This window comes from Vibrio mediterranei (assembly GCF_013364395.1).
Lineage (GTDB): Bacteria > Pseudomonadota > Gammaproteobacteria > Enterobacterales > Vibrionaceae > Vibrio > Vibrio mediterranei.
Genome location: NZ_JABXGK010000001.1, coordinates 1632581 through 1656152, shown reverse-complemented (window position 1 = coordinate 1656152; position 23572 = coordinate 1632581). Strand labels below are relative to the sequence as shown.

Sequence of the window (23572 nt, the reverse complement as noted above, 5' to 3'; positions counted from 1 at the left end):
CATTCAATCGCTAAAAAATCAAGCAACCATTGCTCTGTTCCTGCCTTTATCTTTGCTTCTATATAATAAATCATCGGCACGGTTCATGAGTTTCTCCAAGGACTCTCCTCTAAATACGGACGCACCTATACTCAGTGTACAAACAAAGTTTGGATCGATGGTGTCCCATTTCATAAAGGAAATATCTTCACACACTTCGTTTAGATAAATGTTGAGTAACTCTTCGTCAACACAACGACTTATCACAGCAAACTCATCGCCGCCGAGTCTGAACAGCATATCATCGGGATACAGTTGCGCTTTTATATACGCAGCAACTTGCATCAAGATTTCATCACCAGAAACGTGACCATATTTATCGTTAATTTGCTTAAACTTATCAATATCAATAATGACTAAAGAAAATGGCTTATTGCATGAAATATGGTAATCCGCTAACCGATTGAATGCGCGTCGATTGTACACTTCCGTTAAAGGGTCTCGCTCTACTAAGTATTGCAAGTCACGCGTTCTGCGACTGACCAACTTGGTCAATCTTCGTTGTTCACGCAGCATTAACTGAACCACGTAAGCCAATAGAATCGAAATGATAAAACCGCCTGAAGCAACACATAGGAGAATAAAACTGTCATTCTGTGAAATTTCTGAATCGTGTTTAAACTGAATGTTCCACTGTCGATCATAAAGATCCACAATGATGCTCTTTATATCCCCAGACAACGTTTGCCACGCTGGATTCTCATACATAATGGGGTCATCTTCGGCATCAAACCCTAAATCCACAACTTGAATACCCACTTCTCTACCGATGGAGGTTCGAGAAACAATCTGCTCGAAATATGCGGTTGTCCGAACAACTCCAATAACCACTCCACGTAATGAGTTATCACCGACCTCGAATACTGGGTGGTAAACTAGCATTCCTTGTTTCGGTAACGAACGATCAAACCCGTCCTGTAATAGGCGAATCTTATCTGACAAACTCGGCTCTCCGGTTTCCAGTGTGCTGCGAATCACTCGTCTAACACGCTCTCGGGAAGAGTAGTACCCCAATGCACGTAAGTTGGCTTCATTAACAGGATAGACATCACTTGCCACATAAATAGGCTCATCATTTTCAAGGATATAACCATCTTGGCGAGGTTCGTCTTTAGGTACCGTATATATTTGATAACTTGGAAAGTGTTGCTTGACTCGCTCTACGTGCGACTCAATCTGCTCAGGATACACCTTCTTCATCCATTGCATAGCTATCAAACTTTTTGAATCTGCTAGCAATGGAGCGACAAAAGTGGAGAAATTATCCCACGTTGGTGGTTGAGTTGCGTGATAGAAACTAGCTCCTGCGCCAATAAAAGCAACGTCCAACATGACAAGTTCTTTTATATTCTCTGCTTGGTTTTGAGCTAAGAACTCAAAATTAGAATCGGAAAGTTGTTTTTGTCCTTTATATACAAGATGTGTAATGAAAATCGTTAATACCAATCCGAGAATTAGTACTAACACGGAGTACCGCTTGACACCACGGTCCTCTTTGCTTAAGCCTGTAACCATATATATTGTCCTAACTGGTTATAGTTTTATTAGTGTTACCAGTTTTTATATTTGTATTAAATATTATTAGCCATGTGATATAAGTATCGAAAATACAATACCTTACCTTTTACTGTTAAATCTTACACAGCTCTGACATGGACAAAAGTTACAGTGTTGAAAAAAACAGCGAAGATCACCTAAATTTGTAAAATCATCATTATCTGCTGAATTCTTCGCCAAAAAACTCACTTTGTAATGACATTATTGCGAAACCATCGCGCTATGAGCCTTGATTATGCTAGACTTCGCCCCAAAATTAACAACTAATGACTGACACATAGAGAAACTCCTATGAACATCGATCTAAATGTTATCCCAACTACTTTCGACATGTTGCACGCTGGCCTAGCGGCTTCTAGCGTTTTGTTGCTTGCCATCGCGGTATCACGCAAAAGCAAAGTCGTTGAAAAAGTGGTCGAAAAACCAGTAGAGAAGATCGTCGAGGTTGAAAAGCCAGTAGAAAAAATCGTTGAAGTTGAGAAAGTCGTTGAAGTCGAAAAAGTCGTGGAAAAAGTTGTAGAAGTAGAATCTAAACTTGCGACTGCTTCTACCGATTCTGCAATGCAACTTCTGTCTTTGATGCAGCAAGAAGCTCGCATGGTCGATTTCCTGCAAGAAGACCTAACTTCATTCTCCGATGAAGAAGTGGGTGCAGCAGCTCGTGTTGTCCATTCTGGCGGTAAAAAAGTGATCACCGAGTACTTTGCTTTGTCTCCAATTCGCAGTGAAGACGAAGAAACTCGCGTAACAATCGAAGAAGGCTTTGATTCGCAATCTGTTCGCCTAACTGGCAACGTAACAGGTAATGCACCATTCTCAGGCACACTAATTCATAAAGGTTGGAAAGCCGACAAAGTGACTCTGCCTAAGTTGTCTGAGAACTACAACGCATCTGTCATCGCACCAGCAGAGGTAGAGCTATAATGGATCTATCAACGCACGAACAGAATCAGCCATCTGCTCATTACAGTGTAGGTATCGACTTAGGTACTACACACTGTGTTATGTCGTTTCTTGATACGACAAACGAGTCCGCGCAAGTGGAAGTAGTTTCTATTCCACAGCTTACAGCGCCAGGTACTGTAGAATCTTTCAAACAACTAGGTTCATTTCTATATCAACCTCATGAGCACGAGATGGGACAAGGCTCCCGCACTCTGCCATGGACAAGTGAGCCAAAGGCTCTGGTTGGTGCCGTTGCTCGAAACCTTGGTTCAAAAACACCTATTCGTCTCGTAGCGAGTGCTAAATCTTGGCTGTGTCACGGCGGTGTGAACCGACGTGAGAGCTTTCTTCCACAAGGCAGTCCAGAAGAAGTCACCAAAGTGTCTCCTCTTCGTGCGACTGAGCTGTATCTAGAGCACTTGAAGGATACATGGAATCACAAACACCCTGAGCATAAGCTCGAGGACCAAGACGTAACCATAACCGTCCCGGCTTCTTTTGATCCTGCAGCGCGCGATCTTACTGCAGAAGCAGCACGTAACGTTGGATTATCACACCTAACCCTTCTTGAAGAGCCTCAAGCAGCCTTATATAGCTGGATTGACAACAGCGAGGATAAATGGCGTGATGAAGTCAATGTTGGCGATGTAGTGTTAGTAGTCGATGTCGGTGGTGGTACCACAGACTTATCTTTAGTCGCAGTAACAGAACAAGATGGTAACCTGAATCTTGAACGTGTTGCTGTTGGTGAGCATATTCTGCTTGGTGGCGACAATATGGACCTTGCTTTAGCTTATCGCCTAAAGATGAAGCTAGCGCAAGATGGTAAAGAATTGCAACCGTGGCAAGTTCAAGCAATGACTCATGCTTGCCGCGACGCTAAAGAAGCCTTACTAAATGATTCTGAGCTTCAAGCAGTGCCGATTGTTGTCCCTAGTCGTGGCTCTAAGTTACTAGGCGCAACACTGAAAACGGAATTGACCCAACAGGAAGTTCAACAAACTCTTGTAGACGGTTTCTTCCCACAAGTGGGCATTCAAGATCATCCGGTTCAACGTGCTCGCGGTGCATTAACGCAAATGGGCCTTCCTTACGCACAAGATGCGGCGATTACTCGCCATATTGCTGCGTTCTTGAGCCGCCAAAGCAACGCAACAGATAACGCCTTTGCAGGTATTCCTGGCATGCAACCAGCACCTGAGTTCGTCAAGCCAACAGCCTTGCTCTTTAACGGCGGTGTCCTTAAATCGAAACTACTCTCTGATCGTTTGTTCTACACCATTAACGCGTGGCTTGAAACCGCGGGCTCAGACAAGGCAAAAATGCTTTCTGGCCTAAACTTAGATCTTGCCGTTGCAAGTGGTGCAGCTTATTACGGTAGCGTTCGACGTGGTCAAGGTGTTCGAATTCGCGGCGGTATTGCCTCGAGTTACTACATCGGCATTGAAAGTGCGATGCCTGCGATTCCGGGAATGGCTCCTCCAATGGAAGCCCTTTGTGTTGCACCGTTCGGTATGGAAGAAGGCAGTAGTGTTCAAGTCCCTAGTCAAGAATTTGGACTTGTCATTGGTCAACCGGTTCATTTCCAATTCTTCGGTTCAACTACCCGCCGTGATGATGAGGCAGGAGTTCATCTTGACTTTTGGCAACCAGAAGAGCTTGAAGAACTTCCAGAAATTCAAGTTACCTTGCCAGTATCAGAAGGCCGCAGCGTTGGCGAAGTGGTTCCTGTGACACTATCATCGCGCGTTACTGAACTTGGCACTCTATATCTGGAAGCCATCGCTTCGGATAATGGCCAAAAATGGCACGTTGAATTTGACGTCCGCGAAGACGCATAACAATAATTAAATGACAAAACGGCACATAATGTGCCGTTTTTTATCGCTAATCCCAGTCTTTATTAAGACCTAACTGGAGCATGTCATGGCATCCTCACAATATCTGGTCGGTATCGATTTAGGTACAACCAATACGGTTGTCGCATTCTGTGAAATTCAAGACGACCTCTCTAACTCTCCGGTCGAATTGTTTGAAATCGACCAACTCGTTGGCCCGGGCGAAGTAGTGCGTAAACCACTACTACCCTCTTTCCGTTATCATCCAGCAGCTCAGCAAGTGTCCGAAGCGGACCTCACTCTCCCATGGGAAAATCAATCGGTCGATGGTGATCTGAAAAATATCATCATTGGTGAATGGGCGAGAGAGTTGGGTGCAAAAGTTGAAGGCCGACAGGTCTCAAGTGCTAAGAGTTGGCTATCGCACACTGCAGTTGATCGTGAAGACGACATTCTACCGTGGGCCGGCGCGCAAGATGTCGAAAAAGTGTCGCCAGTCATCGCCAGCGCAAGCTATCTCAACCATATTCGTCAGGCATGGAACCACCGCCATCACTACAACAAACTTGAAGATCAAGATGTAGTCATTACGGTTCCAGCTTCCTTTGATGAAACCGCAAGGAAGCTCACCCTACAAGCCGCAAAATTGGCAGGACTACCAAAAGTCCACCTGTTAGAAGAGCCACAAGCCGTTTGTTATGACTGGTATGCGAGACACAAAGATACCGCAGCACAAGAGTTGGCCCAAGTACCGCTTATTCTGGTATGTGATGTTGGCGGTGGTACTACTGACTTAAGTTTGATTGAAGCTAAACACGACAATGACGAACTAACACTGAATCGAATCGGTGTCGGCGAACACCTTATGTTAGGTGGTGATAATCTTGATCTGGCACTTGCACATATGGCTGAGCAGCGCTTTAACGAGGCTAAAAAGCTTAACGCGGCTAGTCTTACCAAGCTGATTCAGCAAACTCGCAAGGCAAAAGAGGCGTTGCTGTCTGAAAATGCTCCAAATGACATGAAAATCACTATGTTGGGTAGTGGTTCTCGTTTAATCGGTGGCACGAAAAGCATCGCTCTTACCAAACAAGAAGTGCATCAAATAGCTTTAGAAGGCTTCTTTCCGACCACGAAGTTTGGTGAGCTACCTGACAAGAAACGAAGCGCTGTCGTTGAATTTGGACTGCCTTACGTTTCCGACCCTGCGGTAAGTAAGCATGTCTCCGAGTTCTTGCATTTGCACCAAGAGGTTGCGAAAGACGCCTTAGGCGATCAAAGTGACCCAGCGATTCCTGTTGGCCTGCTACTCAATGGTGGTGTTTTCAACAGCGACTTGGTCACACGTCGCGTGGTCGATATCGTTGAAAATTGGAAAGGTTCTGCTGTTTCTTTACTCTCTAACCCACATCCAGATTGGTCTGTTGCGCTTGGTGCTGTCGCTTTTGCAAAAGCACGTCGTGGTGCACAGCTTAAAATTGGTGGTGGTAGTGCCCGTTCCTACTTCCTACACCTACAAGAAAAGAACAAACTTGGCCAAGCTTTATGTTTATTGTCCAAAGGTACAGATGAAGGGCAAGAAATTCGTCTGACTGGTCGTCGATTTGCGCTAACTCTGGGTGAACCTGTTCGATTTAACCTTCTTACTTCAACCCATGATTACTTTGGCGAGCATCAAAAAGTACAGAACGGGTTAATGGTTCAAATCGACCCCGATCAGTTCGCACCGTTGCCTCCATACATCAATACGTTACAGGGTAATGATTCTCAGCTTGCTGCCAATCAAAAAGAACGAGTTGAAGTTCAGCTCGCTTGCCAATTAACCGAGGTTGGTACGCTTAAGATTGAATGTGTAAGCACTGAGGATGATGCTCAGCGATGGGCGCTTGAATTTGAAGTTCGAAATCAGCAGGCACAAGAAGAAACGGTCACCGCTCATCCTGGGCTGGAGCCAAGCAAAGATTTGATTTCTCGTTTGTATAGTGGCAACAAAAACAGCGCTGACAGCAAAGAAATCAAGCTGCTCTCCAAAACACTTGAGAAAAACCTTGGTAAGAAAGATGACTGGGATTTCTATACCTTACGTTCTCTAGTTGACAGTTTTTCACTGGGTCGCAAACGTCGTCGTCGTTCTGAACAACACGAAAAGAATTGGCTTCGCTTAACAGGCTTTTGTATGCGCCCTGGTTTTGGTGATGCGACTGACTCATGGCGTATGGAACAAATCTGGGGGTTGTACCAACAAGGTATTCAGTTCCAGAATGCACAAGGTTGGAGTGATTGGTGGACTTTCTGGCGTCGTGTCTCAGGCGGTCTAAATGAAGAACAGCAGGAAGTAATATTAGGAGGGATCGCCAAATACTTACATCCTGGTGCGATGAAGAATGCCAAAACATTCCAAGGAGCCAAGGATAAAGGCTATGAGGCCATGGTTCGTTTATCGGCAAGCTTAGAGAACTTGTACGTTGATGACAAAGTTCTGTTAGCTACTTGGTATCTCAGCAAGGCCCTCAACCAGTCTCAGTTCGAACAAGCACACTGGTGGGCATTAGGCAGACTTGCCTCTCGTACACCACTCTACGGCAGCCAACATAACGTGATATCGCGGGAACAAATTGAACAATGGCTACCAAAACTTCTTGAGCAAGACTGGCTAAAAGAACCAATGATAGGCTTTGCCTGTGTCCTGATGTGCCGTAAAACCGGCGACCGCTCTCTAGATATTTCTGATGACTATCGAGCGCAGGTTCTAGATAAGCTGAAAGCGTCGAAAGCATCTTCTAGTTGGCATGAATTGGTTTCCGAGGTCAAAACACTGTCGGAATCTGATTCTAAAAAGTTATTTGGTGATGCCCTACCAGTTGGTTTGCGACTTATCAATCAATAAAGCAGCGACACAGTTTGCTATGGTTTGGAACACTTTGGCACAAATAGGTAAGTAATATCGGCTATTCCAAGCTAATTTTCGTTAAGGCGTATACATTGCGCCTTAACGATGATTATCACTCCTCATAATAGCGGAAACCTAATAATGAAAAATCGAGTCATTGAGTATCAGCCATTAGGCATCGGTGCTTGGGTAAGAATTGAAGTCACAGTTGAAGTCGCCGATGTTCTTGCTAAAGAATATACAGGTTACGGATGGCCAGTCAGAGTGTATAGCTACATCTACGATGGAAATTAAAAAAAGAGCTCATATGAGCTCTTTTTTTAGATAGCGACTCGTAACCTTAGGCCGATAATCCAAGTACTATCTTTATCAGAAAACGCAGGGTTCTTTATATACTGTAAGTCTGGTGTGACTTGAATATAGTCATTCACAGCCCAGTTATAATATAGCTCTGAGGTAATTTGATTGTCTAAACCACTCCCAAACGCTTCATTGACTTCACTCCAGTTTACGGCGAAACCCAAATTACTCGTTGCATTACCCAAACCAAAGTAGCCGATACCTGCGCTGATAGAAGTATCATACAAGGCTACATCTCCGCTTGAGAACCCTCCCCGAATAAATGGCATCAACTGCGCTGTCGCAAAATAGCTCGCTGAAAAGTTGATACCACGGCCGTTTTGATCGCTATAGGTTGTACTACCATCTGGCAAGGTAATAGTAGACAAGTTATGTCTTGTACCACCATCAATATTCCATGCTGTGACATGTACGTTATCGGTATAAATTTGCTCTTGAGAAGCGGTCCAACCAAACTCTAACGTTGTAAAAAGTTTGCTGTCGTCAAAGAAAGAATTAAATGGGTCACTAGAGTCACCGTTAGCATCGGCTACCCCACCAATCAGATAAAAATTGTCAGTCAACATATGACCTACGGCTAATCCAAGTACACCATCATCAGGCAAGCCAATTGCGCCTCCTCCTGTGCTAAAGGCCAGGTTAGTAAATCCCGTCCAAGGGCTCGCAAGAGCATAAGTATCGACGTAATCGGTGGTATCTAGATACCCAAGCATGAGTGACGTTCTACCCTGGTTTAACTTTTGTTTCCAATACAAGTTAGTGAGACGACTGCCTTGGTCAGAATACGCAGGCCCTATCATACCGACATAGCCGACACCATCAGGTAGACTGGGAGTAACATTGCCGATAAACGAAAACTCTTTAGGTGAAAGGTCGGTGTACTTATGTCTGTGCTCTACTTTCCATACCAGTCCACCAACATTACCTGAATCTAGGCCAACCAAGTTCCAACTCCCGTAGAAACGAAACACACCAGCGGCGGCGTTATTTTCGCCTCCTGTCACGGTGTCCGAAGCACGAAGCCCCAGTGATTGATAATCTAAGCCAAATGTAAGATTTTGATCTTGTTCTAACGATTCTCTCCAGTTCAATTTTGGGGTTGGCTTTGTCTTGAGAGTGTTATCGACTGAGTCCGGGCTCCCAAAATCGGCACCAATAGCTATTTTGGGGACGAGCGACGCAAAGATCGCAGCTAAAGCAACACTTGATAGAAGGGTTTTAGTCATCATACGTCTCACTATAACGTTTCTGATTGGTAATAATCTTCAATGTTAGTGGCTTCCATACTGTAGCCCATTGTCACTGAGGTATTACCATCAACAAGAAAAACATCCTCTGTCTGTTTATCGCTGGTGAAAATACCCTCAACCCACACTGGATATTGAACATTTTTAATTTCAAATCCTTCTGGGTAGCGTATTCGCACTATTTGATTTGCTGGCGGAGGTGGCAAATGGATACATGCACCCGCAACTGGCACCAACAGAAAGTCAGTACTTTTCTCTCCTGTCATTTCTAGCGGCACGATAAAGCCAGCCATTCGAATATTTCGTTTATCAAAGCGATCCGTCGTGGTCTCCGATAGAGCTTGCATCTGAGCCATATAAGTCGCTCTTTTCTCGAGTAAATCACGAGCATCGACACCTTCACTACCCAACTCAACAATGAGTTGATTAGCAAGTTTTTGATTCGCTTTGTTGGGCACAGAGTCTAATAACAAAATCGTTTGTAAAGATTCTCTCTGAGCTTCGGTTATATCCGGTAAGACTACAATTTCTTCTTTCATTTGAGGTTTCAAATCCGTCCAATCTAAGACCGAGATTTGACTCGCAGACACGGAAAACGAAAATAGAACAACAATCAGGCTAGAACACCAATTCAACATGTACATTACTCTTGTTAAGAGGGCTCAGTTTCTGAGCCCCACTGAATGGCTATAGTGTGTTCTTGTAAACAACACCGTCTTTCATGATCACTTTAATTGTGTCTAAGTCTGCCTCTCGGGGCTCAGCATCAAACCATTTCTCGTTGGCACCGATTACTGATAAGTCCTCGAGTGGATTACCATCTACTAAGATAAGATCGGCGTATGCACCTTCTTCAACCACGCCTAACTTACCTTCAGGATAAGGGTCCATGACCCCAGATAGTTTGACAATTTCGCCATTCACTGACGTCAAGCCTTTGAGTGTGAAGAAGTTACCCAGCTCTTTACCAGCAAGGAATATGGTATGGTCGGTTTGCTTAATGCAAGCGGTTACATCACCAACACAGTCCGTGTGAAAACCCCATTTAGGTTGATACTTGTTGACATTTTCAATGTACTTGGAGAATGCCTTCGTCGCTGATTCTGCTTTTCGTTTCGAAGCCGGATTAGAGTTGATCGCTTCGATTTGAGTCAAATAGGGAGAAAAAGCCGTCATATTGGTTGTAATATACGCTCCCTTCTCTTTCATCTTTTTAGCAATATCACCGTCAAACATAAAACCGTGTTCAATAGTTTTTACGCCCGCATCAAGGTTGCGTAAAATTGCTTTTTTACTGTATGCGTGAGACATAACGTAGGACCCATAGGCCTCGGCAATTTCTACCGCTGCCGAAATTTCTTCTGGCGACATCGCATTTAGCTGCCAAGGGTCAAAAGATGAAGCGACACCGCCGGAAGACATGATCTTAATTTGCGTGTTGCCTTGTTTGAAATTCTGACGTGCAGCGGCCTTTATATCGGTAATACCATCGGCATTAAAGCTGACGCTGTTTCTCGCCATACTCGTCGTAGAACCGAAAAAATGTTGATTGGCTGTTGTGAGATTACTAAAGTCTGCGTGAGAACCTGTAGGACCAATGAAAGCACCAGAGGTATAAAGTCTAGGTCCCTCCAGCATCCCTGAGTCTATCGTTTTTCGTAAGCCGGTATTCAACCCGCCAGCATCACGCCAAGTGGTGAAGCCTGAACGAAACGCCGCTCGAGCGTTAACCGTAGAACGCGCGGCTAATTCTTCTATCGTGCGATTATTCTCGTGGTCACTCAAGTTACCGCCGTTTAATAGCAGATGGCCATGCCCTTCAATCAGACCCGGCATTAATGTCATACCACTCCCATCAATGACTTGCGCATCGGAGACTTCAACTACATCTTTCGATACCGCTTTGATTAAGTTGTCTTCCACTAATACGTAGTGGTTTTCATACAGTTTGTTGTCTGTGCCATTAAAAACATTAACGTTCTTAAACAAAATTGTGTCTGCTTGCGCTGAGAGCGCACAGACACAAGAAGCTGCGAGAAGAGACAGTTTGCCGCCGATCGATTTCATTATTTCACCTTTAGTCCATGCCAAGTGGAATCCACTTCGCGTAACATTCCGAATCATTGATATGAATTTGCTGCTACGAGGCTAATTGTTTTTTATGTAACACGCTGAGTTCACAAACAATTAACATCTAAACCTTAGGTGATAATTTATACATTTGCGAACCTAACGTATTGCCATTTGGCGACAAAACTTAAAGGTTGCTTTTACGTAGGGAGATTTGACCTATATTGCGAGGGAGTGATACCAACGTATCGCTTAAATGCTCGCGTGAAATGCGCGGAATCAGAGTAACCAAATTGTTGAGCAACTGTCGCAATAGTAGATGAAGACATAAGCTCAGTTTTAATGAGTTCAAACAAGATCTGTTCACTAAATTCCTTGTAATTGGTTTCCTCCTCTTTAAGTCGGCGTTGAATCGTTCTTGAGTGGATATTAATAACCTCAGAAGCTACATCTAGAGGTAACTTTCCAGCGGTAAAGTAGGGTTTAAGCGCGAGTTTTAAACTCTGAGTAAACCGTCCCAACTTTGGTAACGGTTCGCTGGGTACAGATTTTTGAACGTTAAACTTGGTCATCTGCATCATTACGCTGTCAGGTATTTTAATTGCAGTCACAGGGCGTTCGTTATAGAGCACCACATTCTGAAGTTGCGGTAGCAATTTAAACGCCTCAACGGAAGATGACTGAACACCAATTTCTTTCGGATGATACTGTCCTGCTGTTAACTGATGGACTAACTGTGTCATAAACGTCACAGAAAATATCTCTGCATATTGGAACCAAACTTCATCTGCACCCGTTTTCTCCCTTACAAACCACCACGCTCCACCAGCCCTTTTTATGTAGACTTTGGTATTGGACGATTCCATTTCTAGCAATTGACCAAATCTGCTAAGCGCCTCATGAACCGTCGTATTAACGGGTAATTTACTCAGATAATACGGGACATATTCAAGTGAGACCATTTCCCATACCCTAATCCCAAATTGATCGCTAGATAATCGCTTTCCGAGATGACATAACAGGTTTTTCAACGTTGATTCTGGTAAATAAGAATAGTTAGGTTGTTGAACAATTGTATTGGGAATACGCGCTTCTCTTAATAAAGGAAGTAGATCAACATCCATCCCCTTGAAGAGGTCAATAAAAAACATGACGTGTTCTGTTCGAATTATGTGGACTTGCTCTTCTTTTCTAGGTCTGGCCATCATCTAGTACACAAGTAATTAGGTGGTATAGGACTAATATAGTCTATCCTAGATGGTAACCATCTGAATAAATTAGTATTTAAAGGAATATATATGAAGTCGGTTAGTTTAGCTGCTTTAACTAGCATGACGGTGCTTTCCCCTTGCCTCGCTCAGTCAAGTCAGTCCGAGGAATGGGAATATTTGTTGGTGTTCCCAATGATATGGACACCAAGCATCACCGGTACCTCAGGAAATTCAGGTGGTATCGTGGATATTGACATTCCTTTTGATAATATTGTTAGTAATTTAAATTTCGGTCTCATGGGCGATTTCTATGCCCAGAAAGGTAAATGGCTATTGGGTGTTCGCGCTAACTATTTGCATATCAAAAGCTCCAATTCATCGACTTACAAACCAAAACTGCCGTTTCTTCCGGATATCACAACCACTATCGATCTAGATGCCACTATGTCTTTAAATGACCTCTTCGCTGGTTATGAAGTCACCCATGGCTTAGTGATGCTTACGGGGGTTAGACATACTTACAGTAAGTTCAATATTGATATAGGTGTTAACGAATACGACGCCCCATCGATCAATTCATCAGGGCACCAATTCGACTGGTTGGTGGGGTTAAAATATGCCCACTGGTTTAATCAGGACTGGGGATTGAGTCTTACTGTAGATACTAGTATTGCTGGCGACAATGATGTGAATAGAGGGCTCAATCTCGCTGGAATGTATCGATTAAGTAATCTAAACAACATTTGGTTCGGTTATCGCTACTTAAATATTCAAAATGACTCGGGCACTACACAGATAGATGTCACCCAGCAGGGCCCGATGATAGGTTGGGCGTTCAGTTTTTAGAATTGAGCAGTCTACAACCTATTTAACATTCTTAGCCTTGTTTGAAGATGAGCAGCCAAGTCGATATGCAACCACAACTCTTCAATATCTTGAACTCTAAAATGTACGATCATTAACGACTCCTATAGTTTGATTGACAATCAAACATACCGCACGAAAATGATCGACATTTGCCAGATTACGCCATCAATAGCGAATAACTCCCTGCCTAGAATTGATACTTGAGTCCCGTAGATTCGAGAATGTTATATATTTCTCGCTGGCTTTCAGATGTTTTGCCTTTCATACCCCCAACCGCCCTAAGCTGCTTCCGCATCTCTAACCACTCCTCACTACCCCAAAGTAATGAGTCTTGCTTAAGTAGTTCAAATTGTTGGTTGAGATCACTGATTATTTGCTCTCCCGATAAGAAAAACCCCACTTCATTGTTGTAAAGCAACGAACGAAAATCGAGATTGGTCGTGCCTACAAACGCTGTTTCATCAATAATCAGAAATTTCGCATGAAGTTTGCCATAGTATTGTGTTCCACCGAGTAATACCGAGTCGGGTTTACCTAATTGGTAGAACTTGATTCTTGGATGGTTAACCGCCTTCTTCCAAGCTGATGATTGAAGGAACTTTTCGTTGAGCTCGTTATTATCAAGGTCATCGTCTAACCAAGTTTGCTTGAGGGTTTCATCTTGCATAATGAGTGAAGGTACCGTGTGCATGTCGATCACGGCTTGAGTGAAGAAGTTATCACTAGTAAGTACTGAGTTAGTAATAACCTCAATACTTCGCTCTGGATCTTGTTCCAACCAACTCAACGCGATGTTTAGCTCTCTATCGATTACGCCTTCATCTTTTAGTAAATCCGACTGAAGAAACAGGTATGGTGACACTATTCTTATTTTTTTAAGCTCAGTATTGGTATAGGCAGTTTTCGCCAAAATGCCGCTGATTGAATTGGCATTAGCACTTTTGTTATGGCTATAACGCGTCACAACATCTTCCGCATTTAGATTGTCCAATTCGTGCGCAAATTTGGTATCTGCAGTACGATAATCTATATCTAGATACTGAGCTATACCAATGTATGCTTGATTAAACTCTGGGTTTGCTTTCAACTTCTGATAAGACTTTAACAATAAAGACTTGTCTCGATTGTAACTTGACCATGTATCAAGCTTTTTGTTGCCAGGTTTAGTAAACAGGACCGTAAAATAATACTCACTTAGTCGAGATGGCGACTGCTCAGGTTTCGATTCAAGTAAAGGACGGATTATGACTTCAATATCACGAAACGCTGAGTAGTCCTTACTTCCATTACTATCGATCCCGTAATAATGAAGCGACATATTCCGCCCACCCGTAATCACATAAGCATTTTGATTATAGAAACCGTCCACAATAAATAGCTTGTCGTGAGAGCGATGGTTCCATCTGGAATCACCATCTGTTAGTGCATTGAAGACAACCGCCTGTACGCGTGCTTTCTGAGTTGTAATCTGTCCTTCTCTATCACGAATATAGCCCGCGTTTTTTTCACACTGCATAAGGCCTTTTAAGTTCCCATTGTTAAGACTGTACGAACCCAAGCTATCTACCATAATGCGGATATCAACACCGCGTTGCACGGCCTCACACAAAGCTCCTAATGTGGCTTTACCTGCTAAATCGTCAGAGAAAATATAGTATGTAAGATCAATGGTGTGTTTCGCGTTTTCAATCAAGTAGATCTTCGCGGCTAGACTCTTTATCGCGTCCGCCTGCTGTGAGCCAATCACTTTAACAAGAGCTGGTTGAACTGGTAGTCGATTCTCAGACGAGAGTTTAAGATAATCTTTCTCTAAATCTTCAGCGTCGCGCCAACGACGCTGCTCCATTAGCTGTGATGTCCACTCATCGTCAGAAGAACTCGGAGAGTGAGCATTAGAAGCACACCCGCCCAAAACTAACGATAAAACGAAGATAGAAATCCCTTTCCACATTGAGCCAATTCTCCTTGCATTAATCTTTGGCTTTTTCTGGCTCTTCTAGCCAAGATACGAACAGTTGATAACTCAAACTTAATACAACGGCACCAACAAACAGGCCGACTATTCCTGACATAGCCATTCCACCTAACGCACCCAATAGTAAAACCAACATGGGAATATCTGATCCTCGACTTAGTAACATAGGCTTAAGAACCGCGTCGCTGCCGCTGACGATGACACACCATACTAAAAACAGTACTGCTGCTGTGGTCGACTGGGTACCGAACACATAAGCAATCACCGGAATAAGCGCCAGTATTGGCGGTAACTGGATAATAGCCATTAACAAGACCGCTAGTGCCCAAAGCCCTATCGCAGGCACATCAACGAACGCCATACCGACTGCGGCCATGATCGATTGAATAACCGCAACACCCAACACGCCTTGTACGACGCTACGAACTGTTGATTTGGATAGATTGACTAGCTCCGCACCTTTGCCGTTAGTGAGTCGATTAGCCACTTTGTTGAACGCTTTTTGGCAGTTCTCAGCATTCGCCATAAACACGCCAGCAATGATGGTCGAAACGATAAATTGTAGTAGCCCACCCGCAAAGGACCCCACAGCACCAGCTAATGTTGTTGCTAGCGATTTTATCTGCTCACTATATTTAGCCATCGCTCCTTCTAAGTTAGTCGAAGCATGATACATAGCGGCATATATCTTTTCACCAACTACAGGCAATTCTTTGACGGCTTGAGTCGGCCTTGGTACTTGAAGTGTTCCGTCCTGTAGCTGCGAATACACTTCTGTGCCTCCCGTATATAAACCACTAGATAACCAAACGAGTGGAATAAGTAGTAGCAGAACGCCAATCAACGAAAGCAACCCACTTGCTTTACCTTTGGAAATACGGCATTTAGCGTGTAACCATAACGCCACTGGATAGAGTGCGACGGCGATAATACCGCCCCAAACAACGAGCATCATGAAAGGTCTAAGAATGGAAAAACACCAATAGACCAAAATGGAAATGGTCGCGATTTTGATAAAAGTATCGATCGCATTTTTATTGAAGGAACTGTCAAAATTCATAACGTTTACCTAAATAGATTTCATCATCTGTCCATTGAACTGCAGGACCTTCCATTGCCTCGTTTCAATAAAGAAAGCAGCAATCATCATGTATAAAGCGACCAAACCAAGAAGTCCGAGCCTTATCCACATTTTTTCGTCAATCACACCAGAGCTCATTAACGTCGTGCCTATCAACACCAAAGCGGTATTGAATGCCGTCGCGTACACCGGTGCCTTTGTAGGCTCTGAGTACATTTTGCTACCGATAACAATTGCTAGAAGACTGATAAAGACAGTGTAAAAAACAATATTAGGGACTAGAGCTAATACACCAAACACTAGAACGGCAATCACACCACCAATACCATTGCTAATTAGCAAAAACAGACTTAACTTGATGGACTTTTCGCCTGTTATCATTAACGATAACAAAGCAATAAATATCATCGAAAGTAGCGCTTCAGAGATCTGGAAAATGAAGAAGAAACAGACAACAGGGAAAGCGACAATCATCGCTTTCAACGTGGAATGCCAGCGGAATTCCGAAGTAAATGGAACCGTTTGATAGCCCTGATGCGTTTCTTCTCTCTCCGGCATATAGATGTGCATTATTGCGAATATTGCGACTGCAATAGCACCAGATAAACTTAAACCCAACGCCAAAAATATAGCAATTGGTGGACTATCGATTGCCATAAAAGGCAACATCAATGTCGACATTAACAATATGGTTGCGAACAAATTCCATTTCGGGTCGAGAAACAGGTAATACCCCAACATCATCAACATTCCTACCCCTATTAATAGAGGAACCGGATATTGAGCAAGACCTAAGCTTAAGCTAACACCAATTACAACGGTTACGATCATCGCAAGAAGAAGTTCATAGACGATGTCTTTGTGTAATACCTTCTTTTCAAACAGAAACTTAGCGGTGAAAATCGGTGTTACAAACGCCAATGGCCAATCTATCCAAGCAGCAAGAAACGTAGCAATACCGACACCAAGCGTAAATCTGAGTACGCGATTTTGTGTGTTATCGGACATAAGACATCCAACTAACGATTCGAATCCAAGCCTTGCCTAACATGTTGAAGATGGTGTTGTTATCGGTGTATACCACGACATCCGCTTGACCACCTATTCGCAGCAACCCTGTCGTATCAGCCGTATCGAATTCAATCGTAACCGGAAGCATTTGAGTTTGTCTTAACCAGCCAGTTTGATTATTGGCTTGAGCCAGTTTGCCAGCTTGGTTGGACTGCCCCCAATCCACGCCCCAATCAACACTTGATATTTTGCCTGTGATGACCTTTCCTGGAGCAAAGTCGAGTGCTATTTCAACCTCATTACCTGGTTGAATATTACCTAAACTGTTCTCTCTAAAGTAAGCCTCAATCCAAATGCTATCTGTTGACACAAACGTCATTATGGGTTGGCCAGCGCTCGCATAAAATCCTTCGGACAAACTGAAGTTTGAGACGCCACCGTTGGTTGGAGCTCTAACTACGGTACGTTCTAAGTCCAGTTGAGCCTTCTCTAATGCAAGTAAAGCTGCTTTAATCTGGCTATTTTCTTCACCTTCTGCGCCAAGCTGTTTATTGGCTTTGTCCAAATCTGCCTGTGCATTTTGAACATTGGCGCGTGCCCTCGCCAAATTCGCTCTTGCTTTATCAGCCTCAGAAGCGGAAATCACCCCTTTTTCTGCCATAGTAAGTACACGACGAGTTTGCAGTTCAACGTTATCTCGTTCGACGATACTGCTGGTCAAACGAGCCTGTGCAGAGGCGATCGTCGCCGTTTGAGCTCCAACATTTTGTCCAGCAATTTCCAAATCCTGTTCCGCTTTTTGAACAGCTATCTCATAGTCCACCGGATTAAGAGCAATCAATGTATCGCCCTCTGACACTAACTGATTAGGCTTTACCTGAATATCGATCACTTGCCCAGAAACCTGAGGTTTGATCGGCACGACATAGCCTTTGACGCGCGCATTGTCTGTAGAGGGAATGATTCGATCTGAAATAATACTGATAGCGAGACTAGCTACAATAAAGACAACAAGAGCATTGGTAACTTTCTTCACTTTGTTCTGTTTCGCTTGCTCTGCGTTTTGTTCAGCTTGTTCAATTTGAGAATCTTTGTTCTGTTTCTCTACTGGCTGACTTTTTGATTCTGGTTTATCGCTCATTACTCATCCCTTGTTAACAACTTAATAACCAATCCTATCTAGGTATAGACTATTACCGGAACAAATTAAATTTAATTACTTTAAAAATTAGTATATTAGAGAACCAACACGTGTTTGCTTTGCTGATTATCACTGAGCGAAAATTGTAGTTGATGTGTTTTTTCAGATTTGCCATTTTGCGCCAAAGGTCTAACCTAAACATTATCAATATCTCAAAAATACCGTCTTAACGCCTATGACCACTAGCAAGGACCCAATTACGCCACTGATCAAATCTGGTTATGCCCGCGTATTGGTAGAACTCTTTCGCGAATACAACCACGACCCTCACCAAGCGATAAAAGAATCTGGATTACCACCAGACTTGTTCGATTTGGATCAAGAATTCTTACCCCAAGAGCCAGTGAAAAAATTAATCTATTTATTGGGAAATCAATTAGGAATTACTCAATTCGGCGATCTATTACGAACGGCGATTAGGCAAAAAGTTATACCACGCCTACTAGGTGAGTTATCTGAATGCAATACGGTAGAGGAAGCTTTAGTCCATACAAAACAAGTGTTTCAGTACGATGCCGTTGGCGTCAATGTTGGACTAGAACAGAGTCATGGAAGGACTTGGTATTGGTGCAAACGCCAATTTGATGACAGCCCGTTATTCCTTTGGTCAGAGATTTGGGCAGTGCTTTACGCTATTGAATTGGTCCGAGCCATGACTAAGTCCACATGGACTCCTAAACAAATTAAAATCCAATCGAAGGAAGTTGATGTATTTAAAGCTATCATAGGGACGTCACCACAATATTTCGTTGAAAATGAACGTATAGAATGGTTAATCGATAAGGAGATTTTGCAGCACGCTCCAAATATCACCAGTAAAGATTGTGCACCACAAGAACCATTAGTGACTTGGCACGCTAACTTTACCGACCGCGTGTTTACGGCATTATTACCCTATGTTCGGGAACACAACCTTACCCTAGAGCAAGCAGCCAAACTGTTAAAGCTGACACCACGTACGCTGCAGCGAAGGCTCAATGAAGAGCGAACAAGTTTCCGCCATATCAAAGATAATCTAGTATTTACTGTCGCAGTAGAACTAATGGGCGAAGAACGATCACTGACTCACATTGCTAGTCAACTTGGCTTTTCCGATATTTCTCACTTTTCGCGTTCGTTTAAGCGCATCAGCGGCCTAACACCTAAAATGTATCAAAGAACGATATTAAGTTTGAACGAAACACAGCGCAGTCCATAACCAAACAACACGGTTCATTCTTACAACAAGATACCAAAAAGAACTGGTTAAGGATGTACACATGGCAAGGTTACTGATAGGTTCTGTCGGTTAATGGTCAATTATCGGTATTTAAAGCATGCGTTCGTTAGTTATTTTATTCAGTCTTTCTTTGCTATTTATGGTGAAAGCACATGCAAATGACTGGCAGTGGCAAGATCTCTCGCCGACCATTGACGCGCCAACTTACCAAAACAAGTTCGCGAGTTTTACACCCACACAGCGCTATGATTTGATGACGATCGTAGACTATCAAAATAAACACAAACCTGAACGTGCAGCACTAGAGACAAATTATCGTGAAGCATTGATACGCTTTGCAAAGAATGGCATCAATATCCTTGATTTAATTGAAGAACAAAAGCAAATAGATGCCGATCATTCAGATTGGAATATGAATATCAATCCCACGCTAATTGGCAAGAAGGGGCGACTTCCTGGGTTCATTGTACCTCTTGAATTTGATGAGTTGATTGTTACTGAGTTTATACTTGTTCCTACTGCCGGCGCCTGTATTCACACTCCACCACCGCCAGGAAATCAAATGGTCGTAGTGAGTTACCCTAAAGGAATTGAGTTTCGAGGTTTATACTCACCGGTGTGGGTCGAAGGAACTTTGTTGGAGCAATCTACCGCTTCCAATATTGAGCTCTCCGACGGCAATACTGAAGTAATGAGCGCATACACAATGACCGCGGATAATGTCACAGTGTACGAGCAGTAGTATCTATTGTTGCTTTACAGGTTTTGATATTCAGAAACTTAAGATTCTGTATGCTAGCTCCGACCAAGACGATAAACCCTCTTTGCACGAGTTCCAAACAACCAAACATCTGTTGTTAAAGTAGCAAAAGCCACCATTTTACGCGTCCCTTCTCAGAAGTACTCAATAAATCGAGTGTATGGATTATTAAAAGTAGTCCAAAGCCAATCGTAGGTTCATCATTTAATTTTCTTCTTCGATACATCGATACAAAAACAATCTCAAAGTTAGAGCAGTAATTACGCAACCTTCCTTCGATGGTTAGCGTTTCAACGCCAAAACAAAGTTGTTTCACTTTTCTAACCTGCTGGCGCGAAATGGTAATCGTATTACGCGCAACTGCATTACTATCCCCTTCTTTGTTAGCTCTAGAGGTGATGTATGCGACTACTTAAATACTTTGTCTGCTTAACTGCGTTGGCTGCATCATTCACAGCCAGTGCCAATGTTCATAAGTGGAAAAACACTCAATTCGAAACCTATTCAGATAAAACGCAAGTGCAATTTACCCTGGTGAATCGTTCCAATGTCTCTGCAAATTACTATCTGAGGATCAACGAGAAGGTGTTTAACAATAAAATTGAGCTAGCGGCCAATCAGGAAATTGACTTAGACATTAGTGTTAAAACCCCTCCTAGTAAAACATCCGAAAAATTAGTGTGTACTAAGATGGTTACAGACTCCCCGAACACCTATGAAGTATGCACAAAGCTCACATTTAAGAGGTTTTAATCATGAGTTTTAGAATCACTTTGGGGTCGGCAGCTATGATGATTTCGATGAATGTACTGGCAAACCCTATCCCCTCACTATCAAACCCATCAGGTACTGATAGAATTCGGACATCTAATGGGTCTACCTGTGAACAAGCAGTATCAACGGGTAAAACTGTTCAATTTGGAACTTATGGTTCCCAAGGCGCAGATGATACATACAGTAACCAGTACGACCCTTATCACAATTATTACAACGAAGATGACCGCGGTATCTATGCTGCAGTCACAATTCAGTTTGGCGGTGAAGACCGTGTTGATTGCACAAAACTGTACGCGTTCGAAATGCGTCAGCGTAAACGAGAAGAAGAACTTGCTCAAGCTGAACACGAACTTAAGCTTCTGCAAATCGAAACAGAGAAGCAGCGTCTAATTAAAATGAAACAAACTAATACAACATTCGCGGAGTAATTATGCGCAAATCTACCGCTCTACTAGTCGCAGGTATGCTTGTTATCACTAATCATGCAGTGTATGCAAATAACAACTTTTCGCTAATGGATAACGATGCAGAAATAGAGTTTAAAGCATCCATTGAAGCACAGTGTGGTTTGGAAGTGCTCAAAGATAAAGGTGATTTGGCATTTGGAGATAGTTATCTAGCGGACGCAGCTCAAATTCAGATTATCGATAACCGTCAAAATGGCCGAGTGTTACTCAGACTAGACGACTTAGAGTATGACCAAGACGATTATCTAAGGAATCTAGAGTACAGCTTTTTCCATTTTAAAGTAACAGGTAGCGGTGAAAAGGAAGGCAGTGCTCTTGCTTGGATGGTAGGTAAAACCTTTACACGTCATGAACTTGGTAATGAGCGTAAGCTAGAAATCCGAGCCAGAGTTTCTCTTTCTGAGGAAGATACAGTTGCCAAAGATGACCTGACAATAAAAACCGAATGGGTCACGATTTGCGCTTAATGAGTCGGCCTAGCAAGCATCTATTGGAATTTATTTATGTTCAGATTGGTCACTAATTGTTGGGTTCTAGCTCTGTTACTACTATCAACGACATGTTTGGCAGAAAACAACGATGCTCAATTAAGATTCCGTGCAGACATCCCAGCACGCTGTGGAATTGAAGTCATTGATGCAGAGGGAGAACTGTCATTTGGCGAAGATTACGATTTACGTGAGATTCGACTGCGTTTGGTTCATAACATCCCTCACGGTAGTGTAATTCTGCGTTTAAAAAATGCTGACTTTGGAGGTTTAGAATCGAGCCTACCATCTGAGAAGTTTCGATTTCAAATTGATTTTCCTCAGCGTTATGAGGGCGATATCAACTATTGGCGTAATGGTATTCAAATCGAAAAGGATCAGTTAAACCCAGATCAAATCATCGAAATAAGAGCAAGAGTGGATATCGACGAGTCGATGGCACCAGCGGGTGAGCATATGATGAGGCTCGATTGGGAGAGCTTATGCGTAAGATAAACGCTCCCAAAACTATTGTTAAATGAGTTTAACGAAGCAGATTACTCTTTTGCACGTCCAAGGCGGTATATCTTTTCAGCACGAGTCCCAAAGAACCAAAAGCTTGTTGCCAAAATAGCAAAAAATACCGCTTTATGTGTACCTTCCCAGAAGTACTCTATAAAGCGCGTGTACAGATTAATGAAGATGAAAATGAGCCCGAAGCCACGCGTAAGTTCATCATCAAACTTCATTCCGTGACACACAGCTACAACAGACGCAATAAGTAATAGTATCGACCAATGTAGCAAAGAGAACTGAGTGACATTACTCCACACACTAAAGTCCGCATAATTACCAAACACCGACATTAACCACATCGATATAAAGAACACAAATAGCCCCAAAGCACGAGTAGTGATGGCGAAATCTTCTTTAGATGGCCAACGTTTTACTGCCAACGTACTTGTTACTATCAGTACTAAACCATAAAGCACATAACGGAATGGGAAATTAAGTCCAAGAAAATAACCTTCGTCGCTTAGTTGATAGGTTTCAAAACCAAGCCAAGTACCAAATGACAGTAACGCACACAACCAAACAATATGCGACGGAATCCACAATCCCAAAACGCCATACACTAGCGAGGCAAGCAGGATTAACTTGGTTAAGCTATTGGTTTGAATAACCTGCCCTAGAAAATAAATCGACACAGCAGTACTGACAATACCCAGTACAAATAAGGCCTCATTGCTAAAGGCTTTGTCCGGAGTCTTCGATTTTCGTCTTACGCCAATAAAGTAAAAGCCCGCTGATATTACGGCGAAAAATCCACTCTTCGCTATGTCAGGTGCAGAGAAGATCTCATCCAGTAGTTTAATCAGCCATTCATCGAGCAACACGGAAAGTACCGATAAAACGATGCAAACAATTGCAATCCAAAATGAGTACTTAGCAATAAGTGACCAATCGACACTAGCGACTTGATAGCTGTTTTTCAGTTTGTCATGTTCTTCTTGGTTGATAGTGCCTTGTTCAAGCCATTGCTCTATCGCACTGTCAACAACACGACCTTCTCTTTTTGAAAGCTTCATT

General features: G+C 43.0%; 20 protein-coding genes. 10 read left to right on the top strand and 10 right to left on the bottom strand.

Features of this window, described 5'->3' with window-relative positions:
• Nucleotides 1-18 precede the first annotated feature (18 nt).
• The gene (locus HOP38_RS07820) at nucleotides 19-1554 is read right to left on the bottom strand and encodes a sensor domain-containing diguanylate cyclase (protein WP_198557806.1); all 1536 of its coding nucleotides are present in this window, start codon (nucleotides 1552-1554) and stop codon (nucleotides 19-21) included.
• A gap of 333 nt (nucleotides 1555-1887) precedes the next feature.
• Here HOP38_RS07820 and HOP38_RS07815 point away from each other — a divergent pair, with 333 nt between their 5' ends.
• The 4 genes from HOP38_RS07815 (at nucleotide 1888) to HOP38_RS07800 (ending at nucleotide 7563) form a co-directional block, all read left to right on the top strand.
• Nucleotides 1888-2520 (top strand): DUF2760 domain-containing protein, encoded by a 633-nt coding sequence (locus HOP38_RS07815; protein WP_006071427.1) that lies wholly within the window; start codon nucleotides 1888-1890, stop codon nucleotides 2518-2520.
• Nucleotides 2520-4382, top strand: a complete 1863-nt coding sequence (locus HOP38_RS07810; RefSeq protein ID WP_198557805.1) for an Hsp70 family protein — start codon at nucleotides 2520-2522, stop codon at nucleotides 4380-4382. Before HOP38_RS07815 ends, HOP38_RS07810 begins: the two co-directional genes overlap by 1 nt.
• 85 nt (nucleotides 4383-4467) lie before the next feature.
• Nucleotides 4468-7266 carry an Hsp70 family protein gene (locus tag HOP38_RS07805; RefSeq protein WP_038230601.1) on the top strand — a complete coding sequence of 933 codons (2799 nt, stop codon included), beginning with the start codon at nucleotides 4468-4470 and terminating at the stop codon, nucleotides 7264-7266.
• A 144-nt stretch (nucleotides 7267-7410) separates the two neighbouring features.
• Nucleotides 7411-7563: a hypothetical protein gene (locus HOP38_RS07800; RefSeq protein WP_006071423.1), complete on the top strand. Its 153-nt coding sequence runs from the start codon at nucleotides 7411-7413 to the stop codon at nucleotides 7561-7563.
• Nucleotides 7564-7589: 26 nt separating this feature from the next.
• Here HOP38_RS07800 and HOP38_RS07795 read toward each other — a convergent pair whose 3' ends face one another.
• The 4 genes from HOP38_RS07795 to HOP38_RS07780 all read right to left on the bottom strand — a co-directional run bounded on the left by HOP38_RS07795 (nucleotide 7590) and on the right by HOP38_RS07780 (nucleotide 12097).
• The gene (locus HOP38_RS07795; protein ID WP_198558269.1) at nucleotides 7590-8855 is read right to left on the bottom strand and encodes a carbohydrate porin; all 1266 of its coding nucleotides are present in this window, start codon (nucleotides 8853-8855) and stop codon (nucleotides 7590-7592) included.
• Nucleotides 8856-8866: 11 nt separating this feature from the next.
• Complete coding sequence (locus tag HOP38_RS07790) at nucleotides 8867-9514, bottom strand: DUF3299 domain-containing protein (protein ID WP_062460523.1); 648 nt, start codon at nucleotides 9512-9514, stop codon at nucleotides 8867-8869.
• A 49-nt stretch (nucleotides 9515-9563) separates the two neighbouring features.
• Nucleotides 9564-10943, bottom strand: coding sequence for a metal-dependent hydrolase family protein (locus tag HOP38_RS07785; RefSeq protein ID WP_198557804.1), 1380 nt, complete (start codon nucleotides 10941-10943; stop codon nucleotides 9564-9566).
• A gap of 203 nt (nucleotides 10944-11146) precedes the next feature.
• Nucleotides 11147-12097 (bottom strand): helix-turn-helix domain-containing protein, encoded by a 951-nt coding sequence (locus tag HOP38_RS07780; protein ID WP_198557803.1) that lies wholly within the window; start codon nucleotides 12095-12097, stop codon nucleotides 11147-11149.
• A 147-nt stretch (nucleotides 12098-12244) separates the two neighbouring features.
• Between HOP38_RS07780 and HOP38_RS07775 the strand changes: the two genes are divergently transcribed.
• Complete coding sequence (locus HOP38_RS07775) at nucleotides 12245-13003, top strand: hypothetical protein (protein WP_006071418.1); 759 nt, start codon at nucleotides 12245-12247, stop codon at nucleotides 13001-13003.
• 208 nt (nucleotides 13004-13211) lie between these two features.
• Here HOP38_RS07775 and HOP38_RS07770 read toward each other — a convergent pair whose 3' ends face one another.
• The 4 genes from HOP38_RS07770 to HOP38_RS07755 are packed head-to-tail and all read right to left on the bottom strand — an operon-like array spanning nucleotide 13212 to nucleotide 18232.
• On the bottom strand, nucleotides 13212-14975 hold the full coding sequence (locus HOP38_RS07770) for a phospholipase D family protein (RefSeq protein ID WP_198557802.1): 1764 nt from the start codon (nucleotides 14973-14975) through the stop codon (nucleotides 13212-13214).
• A gap of 19 nt (nucleotides 14976-14994) precedes the next feature.
• Nucleotides 14995-16059, bottom strand: coding sequence for an AI-2E family transporter (locus tag HOP38_RS07765; RefSeq protein ID WP_006071416.1), 1065 nt, complete (start codon nucleotides 16057-16059; stop codon nucleotides 14995-14997).
• A 9-nt stretch (nucleotides 16060-16068) separates the two neighbouring features.
• Complete coding sequence (locus HOP38_RS07760; RefSeq protein ID WP_198557801.1) at nucleotides 16069-17088, bottom strand: DUF2955 domain-containing protein; 1020 nt, start codon at nucleotides 17086-17088, stop codon at nucleotides 16069-16071.
• Nucleotides 17078-18232 (bottom strand): HlyD family secretion protein, encoded by a 1155-nt coding sequence (locus HOP38_RS07755; protein WP_006071414.1) that lies wholly within the window; start codon nucleotides 18230-18232, stop codon nucleotides 17078-17080. Before HOP38_RS07755 ends, HOP38_RS07760 begins: the two co-directional genes overlap by 11 nt.
• 235 nt (nucleotides 18233-18467) lie before the next feature.
• On the opposite strand from HOP38_RS07755, the gene HOP38_RS07750 reads away from it, so the two are divergent.
• The 5 genes from HOP38_RS07750 to HOP38_RS07730 all read left to right on the top strand — a co-directional run bounded on the left by HOP38_RS07750 (nucleotide 18468) and on the right by HOP38_RS07730 (nucleotide 22498).
• Nucleotides 18468-19490 (top strand): helix-turn-helix domain-containing protein, encoded by a 1023-nt coding sequence (locus tag HOP38_RS07750; RefSeq protein WP_031495396.1) that lies wholly within the window; start codon nucleotides 18468-18470, stop codon nucleotides 19488-19490.
• Nucleotides 19491-19608: 118 nt separating this feature from the next.
• Nucleotides 19609-20253 carry a DUF3299 domain-containing protein gene (locus tag HOP38_RS07745; protein ID WP_198557800.1) on the top strand — a complete coding sequence of 215 codons (645 nt, stop codon included), beginning with the start codon at nucleotides 19609-19611 and terminating at the stop codon, nucleotides 20251-20253.
• A 773-nt stretch (nucleotides 20254-21026) separates the two neighbouring features.
• Nucleotides 21027-21476, top strand: a complete 450-nt coding sequence (locus HOP38_RS07740) for a hypothetical protein (RefSeq protein ID WP_198557799.1) — start codon at nucleotides 21027-21029, stop codon at nucleotides 21474-21476.
• Nucleotides 21477-21478: 2 nt separating this feature from the next.
• Nucleotides 21479-21982, top strand: a complete 504-nt coding sequence (locus HOP38_RS07735) for a hypothetical protein (RefSeq protein WP_124941142.1) — start codon at nucleotides 21479-21481, stop codon at nucleotides 21980-21982.
• A 36-nt stretch (nucleotides 21983-22018) separates the two neighbouring features.
• Nucleotides 22019-22498 (top strand): hypothetical protein, encoded by a 480-nt coding sequence (locus HOP38_RS07730; RefSeq protein WP_198557798.1) that lies wholly within the window; start codon nucleotides 22019-22021, stop codon nucleotides 22496-22498.
• 41 nt (nucleotides 22499-22539) lie between these two features.
• On the opposite strand, the gene HOP38_RS07725 is transcribed toward HOP38_RS07730, so the two are convergent.
• Nucleotides 22540-23571: a DUF2157 domain-containing protein gene (locus HOP38_RS07725; RefSeq protein WP_198557797.1), complete on the bottom strand. Its 1032-nt coding sequence runs from the start codon at nucleotides 23569-23571 to the stop codon at nucleotides 22540-22542.
• Nucleotide 23572 lies beyond the last annotated feature (1 nt).

Bases quoted from the DNA above. Each gene is read 5' to 3' on its own strand.
- HOP38_RS07760 (WP_198557801.1), bottom strand. From the start codon at position 17,088: ATGTCCGATAACACACAAAATCGCGTACTCAGATTTACGCTTGGTGTC.
- HOP38_RS07810 (WP_198557805.1), top strand. From the start codon at position 2,520: ATGGATCTATCAACGCACGAACAGAATCAGCCATCTGCTCATTACAGT.
- HOP38_RS07785 (WP_198557804.1), bottom strand. From the start codon at position 10,943: ATGAAATCGATCGGCGGCAAACTGTCTCTTCTCGCAGCTTCTTGTGTC.
- HOP38_RS07805 (WP_038230601.1), top strand. From the start codon at position 4,468: ATGGCATCCTCACAATATCTGGTCGGTATCGATTTAGGTACAACCAAT.
- HOP38_RS07775 (WP_006071418.1), top strand. From the start codon at position 12,245: ATGAAGTCGGTTAGTTTAGCTGCTTTAACTAGCATGACGGTGCTTTCC.
- HOP38_RS07770 (WP_198557802.1), bottom strand. From the start codon at position 14,975: ATGTGGAAAGGGATTTCTATCTTCGTTTTATCGTTAGTTTTGGGCGGG.
- HOP38_RS07735 (WP_124941142.1), top strand. From the start codon at position 21,479: ATGCGCAAATCTACCGCTCTACTAGTCGCAGGTATGCTTGTTATCACT.
- HOP38_RS07755 (WP_006071414.1), bottom strand. From the start codon at position 18,232: ATGAGCGATAAACCAGAATCAAAAAGTCAGCCAGTAGAGAAACAGAAC.
- HOP38_RS07820 (WP_198557806.1), bottom strand. From the start codon at position 1,554: ATGGTTACAGGCTTAAGCAAAGAGGACCGTGGTGTCAAGCGGTACTCC.
- HOP38_RS07765 (WP_006071416.1), bottom strand. From the start codon at position 16,059: ATGAATTTTGACAGTTCCTTCAATAAAAATGCGATCGATACTTTTATC.
- HOP38_RS07745 (WP_198557800.1), top strand. From the start codon at position 19,609: ATGCGTTCGTTAGTTATTTTATTCAGTCTTTCTTTGCTATTTATGGTG.
- HOP38_RS07750 (WP_031495396.1), top strand. From the start codon at position 18,468: ATGACCACTAGCAAGGACCCAATTACGCCACTGATCAAATCTGGTTAT.
- HOP38_RS07790 (WP_062460523.1), bottom strand. From the start codon at position 9,514: ATGTTGAATTGGTGTTCTAGCCTGATTGTTGTTCTATTTTCGTTTTCC.
- HOP38_RS07740 (WP_198557799.1), top strand. From the start codon at position 21,027: ATGAGTTTTAGAATCACTTTGGGGTCGGCAGCTATGATGATTTCGATG.
- HOP38_RS07780 (WP_198557803.1), bottom strand. From the start codon at position 12,097: ATGTTTTTTATTGACCTCTTCAAGGGGATGGATGTTGATCTACTTCCT.
- HOP38_RS07725 (WP_198557797.1), bottom strand. From the start codon at position 23,571: ATGAAGCTTTCAAAAAGAGAAGGTCGTGTTGTTGACAGTGCGATAGAG.
- HOP38_RS07800 (WP_006071423.1), top strand. From the start codon at position 7,411: ATGAAAAATCGAGTCATTGAGTATCAGCCATTAGGCATCGGTGCTTGG.
- HOP38_RS07815 (WP_006071427.1), top strand. From the start codon at position 1,888: ATGAACATCGATCTAAATGTTATCCCAACTACTTTCGACATGTTGCAC.
- HOP38_RS07730 (WP_198557798.1), top strand. From the start codon at position 22,019: ATGTTCAGATTGGTCACTAATTGTTGGGTTCTAGCTCTGTTACTACTA.
- HOP38_RS07795 (WP_198558269.1), bottom strand. From the start codon at position 8,855: ATGACTAAAACCCTTCTATCAAGTGTTGCTTTAGCTGCGATCTTTGCG.